The organism is Pseudomonas sp. YuFO8 (genome assembly GCF_035065025.1).
In the GTDB taxonomy this organism is placed as follows: Bacteria; Pseudomonadota; Gammaproteobacteria; order Pseudomonadales; family Pseudomonadaceae; genus Aquipseudomonas; species Aquipseudomonas putida_AE.
Genome location: NZ_JAXDEQ010000013.1, coordinates 126,296 through 144,163, shown reverse-complemented (window position 1 = coordinate 144,163; position 17,868 = coordinate 126,296). Strand labels below are relative to the sequence as shown.

The window sequence follows — 17,868 nt, the reverse complement described above, 5'->3', positions numbered from 1 at the left end:
ACGTGAACTTCAGGCAGCGGCAAATAACGGCAGAGCAAGGTACATCTTTATTACAATTACATTAATGATGTCGATGAAGAAAGCACCCACCATTGGCACCACCAGGAACGCTATTTGAGATGGTCCGTAGCGCTGTGTCACCGCTTGCATGTTGGCGATAGCAGTTGGCGTAGCCCCCAGTCCGAAACCGCAATGCCCTGCCGCCAATACGGCCGCATCGTAGTTACTGCCCATGACCCTGAACGTCACGAATATCGCAAACAGTGCCATGACCAAAGTTTGCACGGCCAAGATAATGAAGAAAGGCAAAGCAAGTGCCGCCAAGTCCCACAACTTGAGCGACATCAAGGCGATCGCCAGAAACAGTGACAGGCTGACATTCCCCAGCACCGAAACTTCACGCTCAAACACCTGATACACACCAAGCGCTGAAAGCCCGTTGCGTAAAAGTACGCCCACAAACAATACGCAAACGAAAGTCGGCAATTCAAACGCGGTTTCGTGTAGCAGGCCATTGAGAAGGGAGCCTGCCAGCAAGCTGACCGAAATCAGTGCGAGTGTCTCGATGAACGAAAAGGCCGTGATCGAGCGCTCTTTATTCGGCTGCTCGAAGCCCTTTGGCAGCCGTGGCTTATCTTGCTCAAGGCCAGGTGCCTGAACCCTGTTGATGAGCAGGCGAGCAACAGGCCCACCAATCAAACCTCCCAGCACCAAGCCAAAGGTCGCAGAGGCCATCGCCAGTTCAGAAGCGGACGCCAGTCCGAACTTCTCACTGAACGTCGCTCCCCACGCAGCACCCGTACCGTGGCCGCCGGCCAAGGTAACCGAGCCTGTCAGCAAGCCCATCAAAGGATCGAGCCCCAGAGTCGTTGCGAGTCCGATGCCCATGGCATTCTGGACCACCAGTAGTCCGGTGACCGCCAGCAGGAAAATCCCCACTACGCGTCCGCCCTTCTTCAGGCTGGCGAAGTCTGCACTCAAGCCAATGGTGGCAAAAAACGCCAACATCAACGGAGTTTGCAGCGAGGTATCAAATCTAACTTGAACATCAAGGCCTCGCAAAAACAAAAGAACCAGGGCCACCACCAGGCCGCCAGCTACAGGTTCCGGGATATTATAAGTGCGTAAAAAACCGAAACGTGCAACGAGACCGCGCCCCAATAACAAAACTAAAGAGGCGGCGACAAGTGTTCCATAAAAATCGAGCTCAATCATTAATGGTTTCCTTGAATTACATTCATGGGCGAACTTTTTACCTGGACACGCCGCATGAACAGGTTGATTCATCTCAACACTGATTTGTTTTAGATTCAGGGACCCTCAATGGTCTGAATGTATCGAAATATTTCTTAGTGAATATAACTTAGTGCGGACTTTAACAATCGCCAAGTCTCATTGCCAAGCACATGGCCCGTATTGAACCATTGCAGTTTGTGACTAAATTGAGTTTAAAAAAATACCCCGACAGGTCGGGGCATTCATTTTAAATCGAGATTCTTTTCTGGGTTACTTGATCAGCCGCCAGGTGAACGGATACCGATAAGGCACCCCTTCATTGGCTTTTACGCCGCCAATGATGGTCAAGACCAGCGCCCCGATCGCCACCAGCCCAAACAGGAAAAACCCGATGATCACCAGCATCAGCAGCAGGCAAATGGCAGAAGCAATGGCGACGGTGATCTGAAAGTTCAGCGCCTCCTTGCCCTGTGCGTCGATGAACGGGTCCATCTCGCGCTTCATCTGCCACAGGACCAGCGGGCCGAGCAGCGTGCCGAACGGAATCCAGATGCCCAGCAAGGCGGACAAGTGACAAAACATTGCCCACTGCCGAACTTCTTTGCTCGGTGCGGGAAGCAACTGTTGCTCGTCACCCATGGCGTCCTCCTTGTCCGTGGCCATTCGATCAGTCAGCCAGTGCAGCCTTTTGCAGATCGAAGATTTCGTTCATGCCTTTTTTCGCCAGTTCCAGCATGGCGTTCAGCTCTTCAGGCTGGAACGGCGCGCCTTCGGCAGTGCCCTGGACTTCGATGAAGCCGCCAGTGCTGGTCATCACCACGTTCAGGTCGGTCTCGGCAGCCGAGTCTTCCAGGTAGTCGAGGTCGAGCACAGGTTCGCCCTGGTACATGCCCACCGACACCGCGCCGATCATTTGCTTGAGCGGGTCGCCACCTTTGAGGCCGCCACGCTTCTTGATCACTTTCAAGGCATCGACCAGGGCAACCATGGCGCCGGTGATGGACGCGGTGCGTGTACCGCCGTCAGCCTGGATCACGTCGCAGTCAACGTACAGGGTGACGTCGCCCAGCTTGGACATGTCCAGCGCAGCGCGCAGGGAACGGCCGATCAGGCGCTGGATTTCCAGGGTACGCCCGCCTTGCTTGCCGCGGCTGGCTTCACGCTGGTTACGCTCGCCAGTGGCGCGCGGCAGCATGCCGTACTCGGCCGTCAACCAGCCCTGGCCCTGGCCCTTGAGGAACCGCGGCACGCCGTTCTCGACGCTGACGGTGCAGATGACCTTGGTGTCGCCGAACTCGACCAGCACGGATCCCTCGGCGTGTTTGGTGTAGTTGCGGGTAATGCGGATCGAGCGGAGCTGATCGGCAGCGCGACCACTTGGACGTTTCATAAGGGATACCTGTACGGGGACGGAAAACTGCGGAGCATTATAGAGCCGCCAGCCCCGACTGGGCACTTCTAAAAAAATCCTCGGACCAGCGAAGGCTCTGCACGGCCCGCAACCGACGACGAGCAGGCCTTTGTAACACCCTGTGTTTGGGCGCATCCACGCCACTGCGCTACAATCCTGCGCCTTTGCTGCCCGTCAGCTTAAATTCATTGATATCGGATCGGCGGAACGTCAGTTGCGCGCCGATCTGCATTGCGAGGTCCCTCCATGGTGCACAGCATGACCGCCTTTGCCCGCGTCGAGAAAGCCGGGGTCCAGGGCACCCTGAGCTGGGAACTGCGCTCGGTCAACAGCCGTTACCTCGAACCCCACCTGCGCCTGCCGGAATCCTTTCGCGACCTTGAAGGCGGCGTCCGTGAAGCCTTGCGCCAGGGCGTATCGCGGGGCAAGCTCGAATGCACCCTGCGCTTCACCGAGGAGAACACCGGCAAAGCGTTGCAAGTGGATCAGGCACGCGCGGCGCAACTGGTTGCAGCCGCCGAGACGATCGCCAGCCTGATCAAGAATCCGGCGGCGCTGAACCCGCTCGAAGTCCTGGCGTGGCCCGGCGTACTGGTGGGCGATGCAAGCGACCCGCAAGCGCTGAACGCCGAGGCATTGGCACTGTTCAACCAGGGCCTCAAGGAACTCAAGGCCGGCCGCGAGCGCGAAGGCGCGGAGCTGGCGCGACTGATCAACGAGCGCCTGTCGTCCATCGAAGAAGACGTGGTGACCCTGCGCGAGCTCGTTCCGCAAATGCTCGCCACCCAGCGCCAGAAAGTGCTCGACCGTTTCGCCGACATGAAGGCCGAGATGGACCCGCAGCGCCTGGAGCAGGAAATGGTCATGCTCGCGCAGAAAAGCGACGTCGCCGAAGAACTGGATCGCCTGAGCACTCACATCATCGAAGTTCGTCGGGTGCTCAAGTCCGGCGGTGCCGCCGGGCGGCGCCTGGACTTCCTGATGCAGGAGCTCAACCGCGAAGCCAACACACTGGGCTCCAAAGCCTTCGACCCGCGCAGCACCCAGGCTGCGGTCAACCTCAAGGTGTTGATCGAGCAGATGCGCGAACAAGTGCAGAATATTGAGTAAGGCAACCCCGACATGACCCACAGCACTGGCACCCTGTACATCATTTCCGCCCCTTCCGGCGCGGGCAAGAGCAGCCTGGTCAAGGCCCTGACCGACGCCGATCCGGAAATCCGCGTCTCGGTCTCCCACACCACCCGCACCATGCGTCCCGGTGAAGTGAATGGCGTGAACTATCACTTCGTCGACCGCAGCGAGTTCGTGAAGATGATCGAGCACGGCGATTTCCTCGAGCGCGCCGAAGTATTCGGCAATCTCTACGGCACTTCGCAAAGCCACCTGCAACAGACCCTGGATGAAGGCCACGACCTGATTCTGGAAATCGACTGGCAAGGCGCCGAGCAGGTGCGCAAGCTGATGCCCCAGGCCCGCTCGATCTTCATTCTTCCGCCGTCATTGCAGGCACTGCACCAGCGCCTGACCAACCGTGGCCAGGACAGTGACGAGATCATTGACGGCCGGATGCGCGAAGCCGTCAGCGAAATGAGCCACTACGTCGACTACGACTACCTGGTCATCAACGACGATTTCGCCCACGCGCTGCACGATCTGAAGGCGATTTTCCGCGCCAATCAGCTGCAGCAGAAACGCCAGCAGCAACGTTTTGGCAAATTGCTGGCTGAATTGCTCGGCTAAAGAGGGCTTCCCAAAACAGCTGCAAGGGCTTTACATTGGCACTTGCAGCGCGTTGAAGGGCTTGGTCAAAAAATCAGCGCTTCCCTAATCGCTGGTGATTTTTTAAACTGTTGAGTCCGCTTGCCCATCCGGGCAGCGCGCATATTGCATTTGCTACGAGGAAGACCATGGCCCGCGTAACCGTTGAAGACTGCCTAGAACACGTGGATAACCGCTTTGAGCTGGTCATGCTCTCTACCAAGCGTGCCCGTCAACTGGCCACCGGCGGCAAAGAGCCGAAAGTAGCATGGGAAAACGACAAGCCTACCGTCGTCGCCCTGCGTGAAATCGCTGAAGGCCTGATCGACTACGCAGCTATCGCAGAAGCCGAAATCGTTGAAGATGAACCGCTTTTCGCTGCATTCGAGGACGAGTCCAACGAGGCCGTCTAAGCCTATGCCTGGTCGACGTAGCACGGCGCGGGATAAAAGCTTACGGCAGGAGACATCATGCCGAGCATAGACGCCCTCGCCGATCGCTTATCGACCTACCTCGGCAAAGACCAGGTCAACCTGGTCCGCCGAGCGTATTTCTACGCCGAACAAGCCCACGACGGCCAACGCCGCCGTAGCGGCGAGGCGTACGTCACGCATCCCCTTGCGGTGGCGAATATTCTTGCCGACATGCACATGGACCATCAGAGCCTGATGGCGGCCATGCTGCATGACGTGATCGAAGACACCGGCATTGCCAAGGAAGCGCTGCAAGCGCAATTTGGCGAAACCGTGGCCGAACTGGTCGACGGGGTCAGCAAATTGACCCAGATGAACTTCGAGACCAAGGCCGAAGCCCAGGCTGAAAACTTCCAGAAAATGGCCATGGCCATGGCCCGCGACATTCGCGTGATCCTGGTCAAGCTGGCTGACCGCCTGCACAACATGCGCACGCTGGAAGTGCTGTCTGGCGAAAAGCGCCGGCGCATCGCCAAGGAAACCCTGGAAATCTATGCGCCCATCGCCAACCGGCTGGGCATGCACGCCATCCGCATAGAATTCGAAGACCTCGGCTTCAAGGCCATGCACCCGATGCGTTCCGCGCGGATCTACCAGGCAGTCAAGCGCGCCAGGGGTAACCGCAAGGAAATCGTCAACAAGATCGAAGAATCCCTCAGCCACTGCCTGGCCATCGATGGCATCCAGGGCGAGGTCAGCGGTCGCCAAAAACACCTCTACGGTATCTACAAGAAGATGCGCGGCAAGCGCCGGGCCTTCAACGAGATCATGGACGTGTATGCGTTCCGGATCATCGTCGACAAGGTCGATACCTGCTACCGCGTACTGGGCGCTGTACATAATTTGTACAAACCATTACCGGGGCGCTTCAAGGATTACATCGCGATCCCCAAGGCCAACGGCTATCAGTCGCTGCACACCACGCTGTTCGGCATGCATGGCGTACCGATCGAGATCCAGATCCGCACCCGTGAAATGGAAGAGATGGCCAACAACGGCATCGCTGCCCACTGGCTGTACAAATCCAGCGGCGACGAGCAGCCAAAAGGCACCCACGCCCGTGCGCGCCAGTGGGTCAAAGGCGTGCTGGAAATGCAGCAACGTGCCGGCAACTCGCTGGAATTCATCGAGAGCGTGAAGATCGACCTGTTCCCGGACGAGGTCTACGTGTTCACGCCCAAAGGCCGGATCATGGAGCTGCCCAAGGGCTCCACGGCGGTCGACTTTGCCTACGCGGTGCACACCGACGTCGGCAACAGCTGCATTGCCTGCCGGATCAACCGCCGCCTCGCGCCGCTGTCCGAACCGCTGCAAAGCGGTTCCACGGTCGAGATCGTCAGCGCTCCGGGCGCACGGCCGAACCCGGCGTGGCTCAACTTCGTGGTCACCGGCAAGGCGCGCACGCACATTCGCCATGCGCTGAAACTGCAGCGCCGTTCCGAGTCCATCAGCCTGGGCGAACGCCTGCTGAACAAGGTGCTCAACGGTTTCGACAGCTCGCTGGAAAAAATCCCGGCAGAGCGCGTCAAGGCGATGCTCGCCGAGTACCGCCTGGAACTGATCGAAGATTTGCTCGAAGACATCGGCCTGGGCAATCGTATGGCCTATGTGGTGGCTCGGCGCCTGCTGGGCGAGGGCGAGCAGTTGCCAAGTCCGGAAGGCCCGCTGGCAATTCGTGGCACCGAAGGCCTGGTCCTCAGCTACGCCAAGTGCTGCACGCCGATCCCGGGCGACCCGATTGTCGGCCACCTGTCCGCCGGCAAAGGCATGGTCGTGCACCTGGACAACTGCCGCAACATCAGCGAAATCCGCCACAACCCGGAAAAATGCATCCAGCTCTCGTGGGCCAAGGATGTCACCGGCGAATTCAACGTCGAACTGCGCGTCGAGCTGGAACACCAGCGCGGCCTGATCGCCCTGCTGGCCAGCAGCGTCAACGCGGCCGACGGCAACATCGAGAAAATCAGCATGGATGAACGCGATGGTCGCATCAGCGTGGTCCAACTGGTGGTCAGCGTACACGACCGTGTGCACCTGGCCCGCGTGATCAAGAAACTGCGCGCCCTGACCGGGGTGATTCGCATCACCCGCATGCGCGCCTAAGCCATCCCCTTACAAGGAGTCATTCATGACCAAGACTGTTATCACCAGCGACAAGGCCCCGGCCGCCATCGGCACTTACTCCCAGGCGATCAAGGCTGGCAACACCGTCTACATGTCGGGCCAGATTCCCCTGGACCCAAAAACCATGGAGCTGGTCGAAGGCTTCGAAGCCCAGACCGTCCAGGTGTTCGAGAACCTCAAGGCCGTGGCTGAAGCCGCTGGCGGTTCGTTCAAGGACATCGTCAAGCTGAACATCTTCCTCACCGACCTGAGCCACTTCGCCAAGGTCAACGAGATCATGGGCAAGTACTTCGACCAGCCATACCCTGCCCGCGCCGCCATCGGCGTAGCCGCCCTGCCAAAGGGTTCGCAGGTTGAAATGGATGCCATCCTGGTCATCGAGTAATACGTCCGGCGCAGCCCTTTGAAGGCTGCGCCGCTGCCGTATGTATAAAAAAGCGTTTTGAAAGGATTCCACCATGCGCGCTGCGCTAGCCCTCTCGCTGGTCGCCCTGTTCTTGGGCGGTTGTGCCAGCAACCCTGCCGACCGTGATATCAGTGGCACCTGGATCAACCAGGCGGCAATCGATGCTGCGGCCAAAGGCGGCCCCCTGCGTGAAGCCCTCCAGGCCTATGGTCCGAACCTGGAGTGGGACGTCAACACCAAGGCCAGCCAGGCCCGCTACACCAATGGTTTTGAAAATGTCGAAGGCAAGTTGCTGGGCGAGCAGTCCGGCGCCTGGAAAGTCGACTTTTATGGCAGCTCTGCCAGCGAGCTCAAGCGAGACGGCAAGCAGCTGAGCCAGGCCGCCAGCGACAACGAACCCGAGCAGGTCTTCGACCGCGCGCCGATTCCGGTTCCGGATGGTGCACCGATGGGCGCCAGCTTCGAACGCGCACTGTACACGGCGTACATGGGCGGTAGCTGGAAGGTCGTCAGCGGCCCCGGCGAAGGCAATAGCGTGCAATTCCAGGCCGACGGCCAGGTCATCGGGCTGCCGGAAGCCGATCGTTATGCCCTGTGCCTGGCGGGTGACTGTGCGTCGATGAGCGGTGGCAACGACAACATGTGGTTGCAGCTCAATGGCCAGGGAAACCCCTGGATCTTTGCCCGCAAAGGCAAGGAACTGGAAATTTTCCAGGCCGTGAATGCCGCCCAGGCAGACGAAATGCCCCAGTACACGCCGGGTAACCGCAAGTGGTTGCTGGAAAAGCAATAAGCAACACATAACTCCTGTAGGAGCGAGCTTGCTCGCGAAGAGGCCATAACATTCAACAATTTGTTGCCTGTTAGGCCGCTTTCGCGAGCAAGCTCGCTCCTACAAGGGATTTGTGGCGTTTACAAATCAGCAACGCCCTTCAATGATCGCTGCATAACCTTCGCGGAAACTCGGATACTTCGGCACCCAACCCAACGCCCTCGCCCGCGCATTGCTGCAACGCTTGCTCCCCGTACGGCGCACAGTGGCGTCCTCCGCCCATTCGGTCACCCCCAGATATTCACGCAGCCAGCCCACCACATCCGCCAGCGCTGCGGGCGCGTCGTCAACGCCTATATAAACGTCATCCAGTGCCACGCCACGCCGATCCGCCTCGAGCAGACAGGCCATCAGCCCGGCGGCGTCATCGGCATGAATTCGATTGGCGTAAAGCGGTGGATCGACCGCCACGCGATACCCCCGGCGAACCTGAGTCAGCAACCACTCGCGACCCGGGCCGTAGATGCCGGTCAATCGCACGATACTGGCCGGGATGCCGCTGTTGAGCGCAATCTGCTCGGCCTCGAGCATCACACGCCCTGAATAACCCGCCGCCACGGCTGGCGACGTCTCGTCAATCCACTCGCCCTGCTGCTGGCCGTAGACACTGCTGCTGGACACGAACAGTAGGCGATTAGGCACCTGCCCATAGTCGCCCAGCCACTCCAGCACATGCTGCAGGCCCTGGACATAGGCGGCGCGGTAACCGGCCTCATCGTGATCGGTGGCGGCCGCGCAATACACCAGGTAATCCACCGCACCGACCGGCCAGGTCGCTGGACATTCTTTGTCGAACAAGTCGCCGGCCACCCCGACAACGCCGTCGGGCAGGCGCGAAACGTCACGGCGCAGACCATGGACCTCCCACCCGCCAGCCAGCAATTGCGTGGCCAGGCGACTGCCGACATCACCGCAACCGGCGATCAAAACAGAGGGTGCGGACATCAGGAAACTCTCCTCAAAAAGGGACAAACCAGCGCTGGCAATGGACGAGCGGCTAGCAATACAGGAAAAAAAGAGACGCTATTACTTCTGTTAACAAGAATTAATTGCAATAATGCGGACCACTTTGTTCTCGGCCTCACGAGGCCTGGAAGAACATTAACTGTCTTTTCCTCTCAGGTCCGGCCCAGCATGACACGTAATCAACTCTCCGCTTCGCCAACCAAACGACCTCGCGCCTGGAGCGCGGTGGCCGCCCTGCTACTCAGCCTGATGCTGGCGCCAACCGCCACCTTTGCTGACGCACAAGCCCCCGCCACCCCGGCTGCGGCCGCCGCACCTGCGCCGACCGATCATACCGCTCCGGCAGTGACCCCGGCCGCCACCGATCCTGCCCAGGCAGTAGCGGCAGATGCTATCGGTGAAGACGCTCCCGAAGTCCTCGAAGCCGACAACACCCTGGGCATGGCCCATGACCTGTCGCCGTGGGGCATGTACCAGAACGCCGACATCATCGTGAAAATCGTGATGATCGGCCTGGCCATCGCCTCGATCATCACCTGGACCATCTGGATCGCCAAAGGCTTTGAGCTGATGGGTGCCAAGCGTCGTCTGCGCACTGAAATCGTGCACCTGAAAAAAGCCGCCACGCTCAAGGAAGCCGCCGCATCGGCGACCAAACCAGGCACCCTGGCCAACCTGCTGGTTCATGACGCCCTGGAAGAAATGCATCTGTCGGCCAGCAGCCGCGAGAAAGAAGGCATCAAGGAACGCGTCAGCTTCCGTCTTGAGCGCCTGGTGGCGGCCTGCGGTCGCAACATGAGCAGCGGCACTGGCGTGCTCGCCACCATCGGTTCCACCGCGCCGTTCGTCGGCCTGTTCGGTACCGTATGGGGCATCATGAACAGCTTCATCGGCATCGCCAAGACCCAGACCACCAACCTCGCCGTCGTCGCCCCCGGCATCGCCGAAGCCCTGCTGGCGACCGCACTGGGCCTGGTTGCAGCGATCCCTGCGGTGGTGATCTACAACGTGTTCGCCCGCTCCATCGCCGGTTACAAGGCGCAGGTATCCGATGCGTCGGCAGAAGTCCTGCTGCTGGTCAGCCGCGACCTCGACCACCAGCCCGAGCGCAGCTCGCATCCGCACATGGTGAAAGTGGGGTAATCGGCCATGGGCCTGCATTTGAAAGAAGGGGCAGACGACGATCTGTCCGAAAACCACGAAATCAACGTCACGCCGTTCATCGACGTGATGCTGGTGTTGCTGATCATCTTCATGGTGGCGGCTCCGCTGGCCACCGTGGACATCAAGGTCGACCTGCCTGCGTCCACCGCCAAACCGGCGCCGCGGCCGGAGAAACCGGTGTTCCTCAGCGTCAAGGCTGACCAGCGCCTGTTCCTTGGCGAAGACGAAGTGAAGGCCGAAGCACTGGGCGCCACGCTCGACGCAAGGACCCAGGGCAAGAAAGACACGACGATCTTCTTCCAGGCCGACAAAGGCGTGGATTATGGCGACCTGATGAGCGTGATGGATAATCTGCGTGCCGCCGGTTACCTGAAGGTGGGCCTGGTCGGACTTGAGACGGCAGCCAAGAAATGATCACTACGCGCCATAAGCTGACGCGTTACAGCGGTAGCCTGGCGATCGTGCTGGGCGTTCACGCGCTGGCGATCGCGCTGGCTGTGAACTGGACCGCCCACCCGCCCATCGAATTGCCGCCCCAGGCAATGATGGTCGAGCTGGCGCCGGTTCCCGCTCCGCCACCGCCTGCACCGCCGAAGGTCGTCACGCCACCGCAACCACCCGCTCCGGTTGAAGAACTGCCGATACCCAAGCTTGCCGAAGCGCCGAAGGCCGAAATTGCCGTGCCCAAGCCGGCCAAACCCAAGCCGAAACCGCAACCGCCCAAGCCGGTAGAGAAAAAGCCTGAGCCGCCGAAGGAAAAACCGTCGGAAGCCAAGCCGAGCGAGGCACCACCGACCCCGGCTCCGACGGAGAAATCCGCCCAGCCTGCGCCGGGTCCGTCCCCTGCTCAACTGGCCGCCAAAGCGAGCTGGCAAGGCACCCTGCTCGCCCACCTGGCCAAGTACAAGAAGTACCCGGCCAGTGCACAGGCTCGGGGCAAGGAAGGCATGAACCGGCTGCGCTTTGTGGTGGACGGGGAAGGCAACGTGCTGTCGTTTGAGCTGGTGGGTGCCTCCGGCACCGCGGACCTGGACCGGGCAACCCTGGAAATGATCCGCCGCGCGCAACCGCTGCCCAAGCCACCGGCAGACATGCTGACCAATGGCTCCATCGAAATTGTTGCTCCGTTTGTTTATTCGCTGGAGAAGCGTCGGCGGTAAACGCAACAAATCAAAAGATCGCAGCCTTCGGCAGCTCCTACAGGGATCGCAGTAACCCGTGTAGGAGCCGCCGCAGGCTGCGATCTTTTTTGCCTTTTGCATTGCCCTGTGTCACGCGGCACACACAGTCTGATAACGTGCGTCTATCGATTGCAGCCGGTATGCTTGGCCTGCAACTTCATGGACGCTTGCTATGACCCTCACAGAATTACGCTACATCGTTACCCTCGCCCAAGAACAGCACTTCGGCCATGCCGCCGAGCGTTGTCACGTCAGCCAGCCAACCCTGTCGGTGGGCGTGAAAAAGCTTGAAGACGAACTCGGTGTGCTGATTTTCGAGCGCAGCAAAAGCGCCGTGCGCTTGACCCCGGTCGGCGAAGGGATCGTCGCCCAGGCGCAAAAAGTGCTTGAACAGGCCCAAGGCATCCGCGAACTGGCCCAGGCCGGCAAGAACCAGCTCACCGCCCCCCTGAAGGTCGGTGCGATCTATACCGTCGGCCCGTACCTGTTTCCGCACCTGATTCCGCAACTGCACCGGGTTGCCCCGCAGATGCCGTTGTACATCGAAGAAAACTTCACCCACGTGCTGCGCGACAAACTGCGCAACGGCGAGCTCGACGCGATCATCATCGCCCTGCCGTTCAACGAAGCCGACGTGCTGACCTTGCAGCTCTATGACGAGCCGTTCTATGTCCTGATGCCGGCCCAGCACCCGTGGACACAGAAAGAAACCATCGACGCCAGCCTGCTCAACGACAAGAGCCTGCTGCTGCTCGGCGAAGGCCATTGCTTCCGCGATCAGGTACTCGAAGCCTGCCCGACCCTGACCAAGGGCAACGACGGCGCCAAGCACACCACGGTGGAGTCCAGCTCACTGGAAACCATCCGTCACATGGTGGCTTCCGGCCTCGGCATTTCGATCCTGCCGCTGTCGGCAGTCGATAGCCATCACTACGCCCCCGGTGTGATCGAAGTTCGCCCGCTGTCGCCACCAGCGCCCTATCGCACCGTGGCCATCGCCTGGCGTGCGAGCTTCCCGCGGCCGAAGGCCATTGAAATCCTCGCTGATTCCATTCGCCTGTGCTCGGTGGCCAAACCCGCGGCACCGGTAACGGCGGGTTAAGCAACGCCATGACCGAGTTGTCGCAAGTGTCGGTGACGGCACTCAAGGGTGTTGGCGAAGCCATGGCCGAAAAACTCGCCAAGGTCGGCCTGGAAAATCTCCAGGACGTGCTGTTTCACCTGCCGCTGCGTTACCAGGATCGCACCCGCGTGGTGCCGATCGGCCACTTGCGACCGGGACAGGACGCCGTCGTCGAAGGCACCGTCAGCGGCGCCGACGTGGTCATGGGCCGGCGCCGCAGCCTCGTCGTGCGCATGCAGGACGGCACCGGCGGCCTGAGCCTGCGCTTCTACCATTTCAGCAATGCACAGAAAGAAGGCCTCAAGCGCGGCACACGGATTCGCTGCTACGGTGAAGTGCGGCCCGGCGCCTCGGGGCTGGAGATCTACCACCCGGAATACCGCGCCATCACCGGCGACGAACCGCCGCCTGTGGATGAAACCCTGACCCCGGTGTACCCGCTCACCGAAGGCCTGACTCAACAGCGCCTACGCCAGCTGTGCATGCAAACCCTGACCCTGCTGGGCCCCAGCAGCCTGCCCGACTGGCTGCCAAAGGAGCTGGCCCGGGATTACCAACTGGCGCCGCTGGCCGATGCAATCCGCTACCTGCATAACCCGCCTGCCGATGCCGATGTGGACGAACTCGCCCTGGGTCATCACTGGGCCCAGCATCGCCTGGCCTTCGAAGAACTGCTGACCCATCAACTGTCCCAGCAACGGCTGCGCGAGAGCATGCGTTCGCTGCGCGCACCGGCGATGCCCAAGGCCACCCGGCTGCCGGGCAAGTACCTGGCCAACCTCGGCTTCAGCCCCACAGGCGCACAGCAGCGGGTCGGCAACGAAATTGCCTACGACCTCAGTCAGCACGAGCCGATGCTGCGCCTGATTCAAGGTGACGTCGGCGCCGGCAAGACAGTGGTCGCCGCGCTTGCCGCGCTGCAGGCCCTGGAGGCGGGTTATCAGGTCGCGCTGATGGCACCGACCGAGATTCTCGCCGAGCAGCACTACATCACCTTCAAGCGCTGGCTCGAACCGCTGGGCATCGAAGTCGCCTGGCTGGCCGGTAAGCTCAAGGGCAAGAACCGTGTGAGCGCGCTGGAGCAGATCGCCAACGGCACACCCATGGTGGTAGGCACCCACGCGCTGTTCCAGGACGAAGTGCAGTTCCAGAACCTGGCGCTGGTGATCATCGATGAACAGCACCGTTTCGGCGTGCAACAACGCCTGGCGTTGCGGCAGAAAGGGGTCGGCGGGCGCATGTGCCCGCATCAGTTGATCATGACTGCCACACCGATCCCTCGCACCCTGGCCATGAGCGCCTACGCCGACCTCGACACCTCGATCCTCGATGAGTTGCCACCTGGCCGAACCCCGGTGAACACCGTACTGATCACCGATACACGGCGCGTCGAAGTCATCGAACGGGTACGGGGTGCGTGCGCCGAAGGGCGTCAGGCCTACTGGGTATGCACGCTGATCGAAGAGTCGGAAGAGTTGACCTGCCAGGCCGCGCAAACCACCTACGAAGACCTCACCGCGGCCCTCGGCGAGTTGAAAGTGGGGCTGATTCACGGCCGCATGAAACCTGCCGAAAAAGCCGAAGTGATGGCCCAGTTCAAGGCGGGCAACCTGCAGCTGCTGGTCGCCACCACCGTGATCGAAGTCGGCGTCGACGTGCCCAATGCCAGCCTGATGATCATCGAAAACCCCGAACGCCTGGGCCTGGCGCAACTCCACCAGTTACGCGGCCGCGTCGGACGGGGCAGCGCGGTCAGCCATTGCGTGCTGCTCTATCATCCGCCGTTGTCACAGATCGGGCGCCAGCGGCTGGGTATCATGCGCGAAACCAACGACGGCTTCGTGATCGCCGAAAAGGACCTCGAGCTGCGCGGCCCCGGCGAAATGCTCGGCACCCGGCAAACCGGCCTGCTCCAATTCAAGGTCGCCGACCTGATGCGCGACGCCGATCTGCTGCCCGCCGTACGCGACGCCGCCCAGGCCTTGCTGGAACGCTGGCCTGAGCATGTCAGCCCATTACTCGACCGCTGGTTGCGCCATGGGCAGCAATACGGCCAAGTGTGAGCACCGTCTCAGTTTCCAGGCCATGGCTTTGAGCAAGCTGGTTATACTCCTGAAATTGTTTTGAACCGGATACAGACCATGACCGAAGTTGCCCTCGCACCTGATACTCCGCACGCTCCGTCGGTCATTCGTCTGCTGCTGGAAAAAATGGGCATCACCTTCGAAGAAGTGCTCGACCACCACGGCCTGAATGCCGCGCGCAAAGTCCAGGCCGTGCTGCTCGACGACAGTGTCGGTTCGCTGATGGTGTTGTATCCGCAGAGCCAATTGCTCGACCTCAATCGCCTGACCGAACTCACCGGCCGGCGGCTCACGGCCGTGTCGACCGAACGCCTGGAAAAAATGCTCGGCAAGCACCACCTGAGCCTGCTGCCGGGCTTGCCATCGCTGACCAGCTCGCCCTGCCTGTACGAAGAAAGCCTGTTGCGCGAGCCCATGGTGTTGATCAACTCGGGGGAGCCGGGCGTACTGCTGGAGATCAGCAGTGAAGCCTTCCGGTCCATGCTGACCAAGGCCAGCGCCGCCAACTTCGGCGAGAACCTGAGCAGCATCCGCCCCAACCTCGATCGCCCTGACGATGACCGCGAGGAAATCTCCCAGGCCGTCCAGGCGTTCACCGCGCGCCGCATCCAGCAACGACTGGAAGCGACCATCGAGATTCCACCGCTGGCCGAAACGGCGCAGAAGATCATCAAGCTGCGCGTCGATCCCAACGCCACCATCGACGACATTACCGGCGTGGTCGAAACCGACCCGGCGCTGGCCGCACAAGTGGTGAGCTGGGCGGCATCGCCGTACTACGCTTCACCGGGCAAGATCCGTTCGGTGGAAGACGCGATCGTCCGGGTACTGGGTTTCGACCTGGTGATCAACCTGGCGCTGGGCCTGGCCCTGGGCAAAACCCTGAGCCTGCCCAAGGACCGCCCGCAACACAGCACACCCTACTGGCAGCAATCGATCTACACGGCCGCGGTCATCGAAGGCCTGACCCGCGCCATGCCCCGCGCCCAGCGCCCGGAAGCGGGCCTGACCTACCTGGCGGGCCTGCTGCACAACTTCGGCTACCTGTTGCTGGCCCACGTGTTCCCGCCGCACTTCTCGCTGATCTGCCGGCACATGGAGGTCAACCCGCACCTGTGCCACAGCTTTGTGGAACAACACCTGCTGGGCATCAGCCGTGAACAGATCGGCTCATGGCTGATGCGCTACTGGGACATGCCGGAAGAGCTCACCACCGCGCTGCGCTTCCAGCACGACCCGACCTACGACGGCACGTTCGCCGAGTACCCGAACCTGGTGTGCCTCGCCGTGCGCCTGCTGCGCAGCCGAGGCATCGGCTCCGGACCGGACGAAGACATCCCCGACGCCCTGCTGGAGCGCCTCGGCCTGAGCCGCGCCAAGGCCGAAGACGTCGTCAGCAAGGTGCTTGAAGCCGAAGTGATGCTGCGCGAACTCGCGTCGCAATTCAGCCAGGGGTGAAGTACCTCATCGGAACGCCACCCCTTTAGGAGCGAGCTTGCTCCTACACCTTCTTCGGCTTCTTCGGCTTCAAATACTTGGTCAACCCCTGGAACCAGATCACCAGCGCCGGGTTGCCCTTGATCTGAATCGACTTGTCCTGGATCCCCGTCATGAACGCCAACTGCTTGTTCTTCGCCTGCATCGTGGCAAAGCCGTACGCCGCGTCCTTGAAGGCAATCGCAAACGCCGGCTCATCGTGCACACCCGCCTTGCTGGTAATGCGCTGATCCTTCACCCGGAAGTGCCGTGCTACTTTCCCGTCCAGGGTCTGCAGCTGAAATACCAACGCCTTGTCACCCAGCTGCTGCTGGAACGCAGGATTGGAGCGACTGGCCCGGCTCATCAATAGACCCATCATCCACAGCAGAAAACGAAATTTCATGTGCACAGCCTCAAAAGAAAAATGAACGGCCGGCGCAGTGTAGCGATTAAAAGCCAGAATGCCACCTTCGCGATACGTTTGGAGGAGATGCCAGGTTTTTTGACGCCGATGACTACCAAGTCAATGACGACAGCTCCTTTTAGGGCTCAAACAGGTTGCGACGGGGCAACATTATCCAGCACCCGATTGACCGCCAACTCACCGAGCATGATCACCTGCTGCAGCGCCAACATCGTGCTGCGGTGCGCCCCTTCCAGCATCGCGGCGATTTCACTCGCCATCACGTTCGCCGAGGCCAACGACTCACAGGCGTGGGCCAACAGCGTTTCGTTGTCGATGTCCGGTGCCACGACAAAGATCGTGCTGGGCGTATGGGCGCCGGTCATGACCAGGGCATTGGGTTTCAGGTAATGGTCCAGGGCGCGATTGGCAGCCTGGTGCAACTTTCTGGAAGTCGCGGACATGTACGGGGTAGTGCTTTCGGTTTCCGATCCGGCGGGTAAATCATTGACCTTGGGCATGGTGAATCTCCGAGGAATATTGGAGTGACCACGCTAACCTTCGCGCTTCCGAAGGCCAACCTTAAAAAAGCGTCGGATGCTTCCTCAATTTTGTAAGCAATTTCATCATTTTCGAACCGTGTTTAAGGATTTGAAACTCGCCGTTTGTAAGCCCCCCACCTCGCGCGTGCACTCTCCTGTAGGAGCTGCCGCAGGCTGCGATCCTTTGATTTTTCCCTCTCGCAAACCTTTCGGAAATTTCCTTCAAACTTAAGGATCCTCCGATTGGTGGCGGCCGCGTATCGCTTGCAGTTTGATGGTGCCTGACACACCGCCTTCGCTGGCAAGCCAGCTCCTGCAAAGGCCGGAGTCGAGACAAAAAAAATAGGCACCCAACCTTGTTGGCGTGCCCATTTTTTCAGCAGCCCCGCAAAGGGGCATGCGAATTACGGATTAACACTATCCTTCAACGACTTACCCGGCTTGAACGCAACAGTGTTGCTGGCCTTGATTTTAACCGGCTCACCGGTTTGCGGGTTTTTGCCGGTGCGGGCACCGCGGTGGCGTTGCAGGAAGGTGCCGAAACCTACCAGCGTCACGCTGTCCTTGCGGTGCAGGGCGCCGGTGATTTCTTCGAGAACGGCATTGAGGACGCGGTTGGCCTGCTCTTTGGTGAGATCTGCTTTTTCAGCAATGGCTGCGGCGAGTTCTGGTTTACGCATATG

Annotated in this window: 19 protein-coding genes; 12 read left to right on the top strand and 7 right to left on the bottom strand. The window is 60.5% G+C overall.

What is annotated here, in order from left to right:
* Positions 1-9: 9 nt before the first annotated feature.
* From gltS to rph, 3 genes are all read right to left on the bottom strand, one after another.
* A complete protein-coding gene (gltS, locus tag SOP95_RS14305) occupies positions 10-1,215 on the bottom strand; it encodes a sodium/glutamate symporter (protein ID WP_323607399.1) in 1,206 nt (401 codons plus the stop codon).
* Positions 1,216-1,506: 291 nt separating this feature from the next.
* The gene (locus SOP95_RS14300) at positions 1,507-1,875 is read right to left on the bottom strand and encodes a DUF4870 domain-containing protein (RefSeq protein WP_274073720.1); all 369 of its coding nucleotides are present in this window, start codon (positions 1,873-1,875) and stop codon (positions 1,507-1,509) included.
* Between the two features lie 28 nt (positions 1,876-1,903).
* Complete coding sequence (gene rph / locus SOP95_RS14295; protein ID WP_047535109.1) at positions 1,904-2,626, bottom strand: ribonuclease PH; 723 nt, start codon at positions 2,624-2,626, stop codon at positions 1,904-1,906.
* 267 nt (positions 2,627-2,893) lie between these two features.
* Here rph and SOP95_RS14290 point away from each other — a divergent pair, with 267 nt between their 5' ends.
* From SOP95_RS14290 to SOP95_RS14265, 6 genes are all read left to right on the top strand, one after another.
* Positions 2,894-3,757, top strand: a complete 864-nt coding sequence (locus tag SOP95_RS14290; protein WP_274073721.1) for a YicC/YloC family endoribonuclease — start codon at positions 2,894-2,896, stop codon at positions 3,755-3,757.
* A 12-nt stretch (positions 3,758-3,769) separates the two neighbouring features.
* Positions 3,770-4,390, top strand: coding sequence for a guanylate kinase (gene gmk / locus SOP95_RS14285; RefSeq protein WP_274073722.1), 621 nt, complete (start codon positions 3,770-3,772; stop codon positions 4,388-4,390).
* A 167-nt stretch (positions 4,391-4,557) separates the two neighbouring features.
* Positions 4,558-4,821 (top strand): DNA-directed RNA polymerase subunit omega, encoded by a 264-nt coding sequence (gene rpoZ / locus SOP95_RS14280; RefSeq protein WP_007921129.1) that lies wholly within the window; start codon positions 4,558-4,560, stop codon positions 4,819-4,821.
* A 57-nt stretch (positions 4,822-4,878) separates the two neighbouring features.
* Positions 4,879-6,984, top strand: a complete 2,106-nt coding sequence (gene spoT, locus SOP95_RS14275) for a bifunctional GTP diphosphokinase/guanosine-3',5'-bis pyrophosphate 3'-pyrophosphohydrolase (RefSeq protein ID WP_008062824.1) — start codon at positions 4,879-4,881, stop codon at positions 6,982-6,984.
* A 25-nt stretch (positions 6,985-7,009) separates the two neighbouring features.
* Positions 7,010-7,390, top strand: coding sequence for a RidA family protein (locus SOP95_RS14270; protein WP_003229509.1), 381 nt, complete (start codon positions 7,010-7,012; stop codon positions 7,388-7,390).
* Between the two features lie 73 nt (positions 7,391-7,463).
* Positions 7,464-8,204 carry a hypothetical protein gene (locus SOP95_RS14265; protein WP_274073723.1) on the top strand — a complete coding sequence of 247 codons (741 nt, stop codon included), beginning with the start codon at positions 7,464-7,466 and terminating at the stop codon, positions 8,202-8,204.
* Positions 8,205-8,330: 126 nt separating this feature from the next.
* On the opposite strand, the gene SOP95_RS14260 is transcribed toward SOP95_RS14265, so the two are convergent.
* Positions 8,331-9,188, bottom strand: coding sequence for an SDR family oxidoreductase (locus tag SOP95_RS14260; RefSeq protein ID WP_323607398.1), 858 nt, complete (start codon positions 9,186-9,188; stop codon positions 8,331-8,333).
* A gap of 189 nt (positions 9,189-9,377) precedes the next feature.
* Between SOP95_RS14260 and exbB the strand changes: the two genes are divergently transcribed.
* From exbB to SOP95_RS14230, 6 genes are all read left to right on the top strand, one after another.
* Entirely contained in the window at positions 9,378-10,352 is a 975-nt protein-coding gene (gene exbB, locus SOP95_RS14255; RefSeq protein ID WP_323607397.1) for a tonB-system energizer ExbB, read from the top strand.
* 6 nt (positions 10,353-10,358) lie between these two features.
* The gene (exbD, locus tag SOP95_RS14250; protein ID WP_008064483.1) at positions 10,359-10,787 is read left to right on the top strand and encodes a TonB system transport protein ExbD; all 429 of its coding nucleotides are present in this window, start codon (positions 10,359-10,361) and stop codon (positions 10,785-10,787) included.
* On the top strand, positions 10,784-11,533 hold the full coding sequence (locus SOP95_RS14245) for a TonB family protein (protein ID WP_274073726.1): 750 nt from the start codon (positions 10,784-10,786) through the stop codon (positions 11,531-11,533). The genes exbD and SOP95_RS14245 overlap by 4 nt, the downstream gene beginning before the upstream one ends.
* A 193-nt stretch (positions 11,534-11,726) precedes the next feature.
* Complete coding sequence (locus SOP95_RS14240; RefSeq protein WP_274073727.1) at positions 11,727-12,656, top strand: hydrogen peroxide-inducible genes activator; 930 nt, start codon at positions 11,727-11,729, stop codon at positions 12,654-12,656.
* Between the two features lie 8 nt (positions 12,657-12,664).
* The gene (gene recG, locus SOP95_RS14235) at positions 12,665-14,740 is read left to right on the top strand and encodes an ATP-dependent DNA helicase RecG (protein WP_274073728.1); all 2,076 of its coding nucleotides are present in this window, start codon (positions 12,665-12,667) and stop codon (positions 14,738-14,740) included.
* 78 nt (positions 14,741-14,818) lie between these two features.
* Positions 14,819-16,219: an aminoacyl-tRNA deacylase and HDOD domain-containing protein gene (locus tag SOP95_RS14230; protein ID WP_323607396.1), complete on the top strand. Its 1,401-nt coding sequence runs from the start codon at positions 14,819-14,821 to the stop codon at positions 16,217-16,219.
* Between the two features lie 43 nt (positions 16,220-16,262).
* Here SOP95_RS14230 and SOP95_RS14225 read toward each other — a convergent pair whose 3' ends face one another.
* From SOP95_RS14225 to SOP95_RS14215, 3 genes are all read right to left on the bottom strand, one after another.
* Positions 16,263-16,643: a helicase gene (locus SOP95_RS14225; protein WP_274073730.1), complete on the bottom strand. Its 381-nt coding sequence runs from the start codon at positions 16,641-16,643 to the stop codon at positions 16,263-16,265.
* 146 nt (positions 16,644-16,789) lie between these two features.
* Positions 16,790-17,164: a DUF6124 family protein gene (locus SOP95_RS14220; protein WP_274073731.1), complete on the bottom strand. Its 375-nt coding sequence runs from the start codon at positions 17,162-17,164 to the stop codon at positions 16,790-16,792.
* A 425-nt stretch (positions 17,165-17,589) separates the two neighbouring features.
* A complete protein-coding gene (locus SOP95_RS14215) occupies positions 17,590-17,865 on the bottom strand; it encodes an HU family DNA-binding protein (RefSeq protein WP_003213368.1) in 276 nt (91 codons plus the stop codon).
* Positions 17,866-17,868 lie beyond the last annotated feature (3 nt).

Excerpts from the sequence above, each read along its gene's own strand:
- gltS (WP_323607399.1), bottom strand. The coding sequence starts at position 1,215 with ATGATTGAGCTCGATTTTTATGGAACACTTGTCGCCGCCTCTTTAGTT.
- SOP95_RS14300 (WP_274073720.1), bottom strand. The coding sequence starts at position 1,875 with ATGGGTGACGAGCAACAGTTGCTTCCCGCACCGAGCAAAGAAGTTCGG.
- rph (WP_047535109.1), bottom strand. The coding sequence starts at position 2,626 with ATGAAACGTCCAAGTGGTCGCGCTGCCGATCAGCTCCGCTCGATCCGC.
- SOP95_RS14290 (WP_274073721.1), top strand. The coding sequence starts at position 2,894 with ATGGTGCACAGCATGACCGCCTTTGCCCGCGTCGAGAAAGCCGGGGTC.
- gmk (WP_274073722.1), top strand. The coding sequence starts at position 3,770 with ATGACCCACAGCACTGGCACCCTGTACATCATTTCCGCCCCTTCCGGC.
- rpoZ (WP_007921129.1), top strand. The coding sequence starts at position 4,558 with ATGGCCCGCGTAACCGTTGAAGACTGCCTAGAACACGTGGATAACCGC.
- spoT (WP_008062824.1), top strand. The coding sequence starts at position 4,879 with ATGCCGAGCATAGACGCCCTCGCCGATCGCTTATCGACCTACCTCGGC.
- SOP95_RS14270 (WP_003229509.1), top strand. The coding sequence starts at position 7,010 with ATGACCAAGACTGTTATCACCAGCGACAAGGCCCCGGCCGCCATCGGC.
- SOP95_RS14265 (WP_274073723.1), top strand. The coding sequence starts at position 7,464 with ATGCGCGCTGCGCTAGCCCTCTCGCTGGTCGCCCTGTTCTTGGGCGGT.
- SOP95_RS14260 (WP_323607398.1), bottom strand. The coding sequence starts at position 9,188 with ATGTCCGCACCCTCTGTTTTGATCGCCGGTTGCGGTGATGTCGGCAGT.
- exbB (WP_323607397.1), top strand. The coding sequence starts at position 9,378 with ATGACACGTAATCAACTCTCCGCTTCGCCAACCAAACGACCTCGCGCC.
- exbD (WP_008064483.1), top strand. The coding sequence starts at position 10,359 with ATGGGCCTGCATTTGAAAGAAGGGGCAGACGACGATCTGTCCGAAAAC.
- SOP95_RS14245 (WP_274073726.1), top strand. The coding sequence starts at position 10,784 with ATGATCACTACGCGCCATAAGCTGACGCGTTACAGCGGTAGCCTGGCG.
- SOP95_RS14240 (WP_274073727.1), top strand. The coding sequence starts at position 11,727 with ATGACCCTCACAGAATTACGCTACATCGTTACCCTCGCCCAAGAACAG.
- recG (WP_274073728.1), top strand. The coding sequence starts at position 12,665 with ATGACCGAGTTGTCGCAAGTGTCGGTGACGGCACTCAAGGGTGTTGGC.
- SOP95_RS14230 (WP_323607396.1), top strand. The coding sequence starts at position 14,819 with ATGACCGAAGTTGCCCTCGCACCTGATACTCCGCACGCTCCGTCGGTC.
- SOP95_RS14225 (WP_274073730.1), bottom strand. The coding sequence starts at position 16,643 with ATGAAATTTCGTTTTCTGCTGTGGATGATGGGTCTATTGATGAGCCGG.
- SOP95_RS14220 (WP_274073731.1), bottom strand. The coding sequence starts at position 17,164 with ATGCCCAAGGTCAATGATTTACCCGCCGGATCGGAAACCGAAAGCACT.
- SOP95_RS14215 (WP_003213368.1), bottom strand. The coding sequence starts at position 17,865 with ATGCGTAAACCAGAACTCGCCGCAGCCATTGCTGAAAAAGCAGATCTC.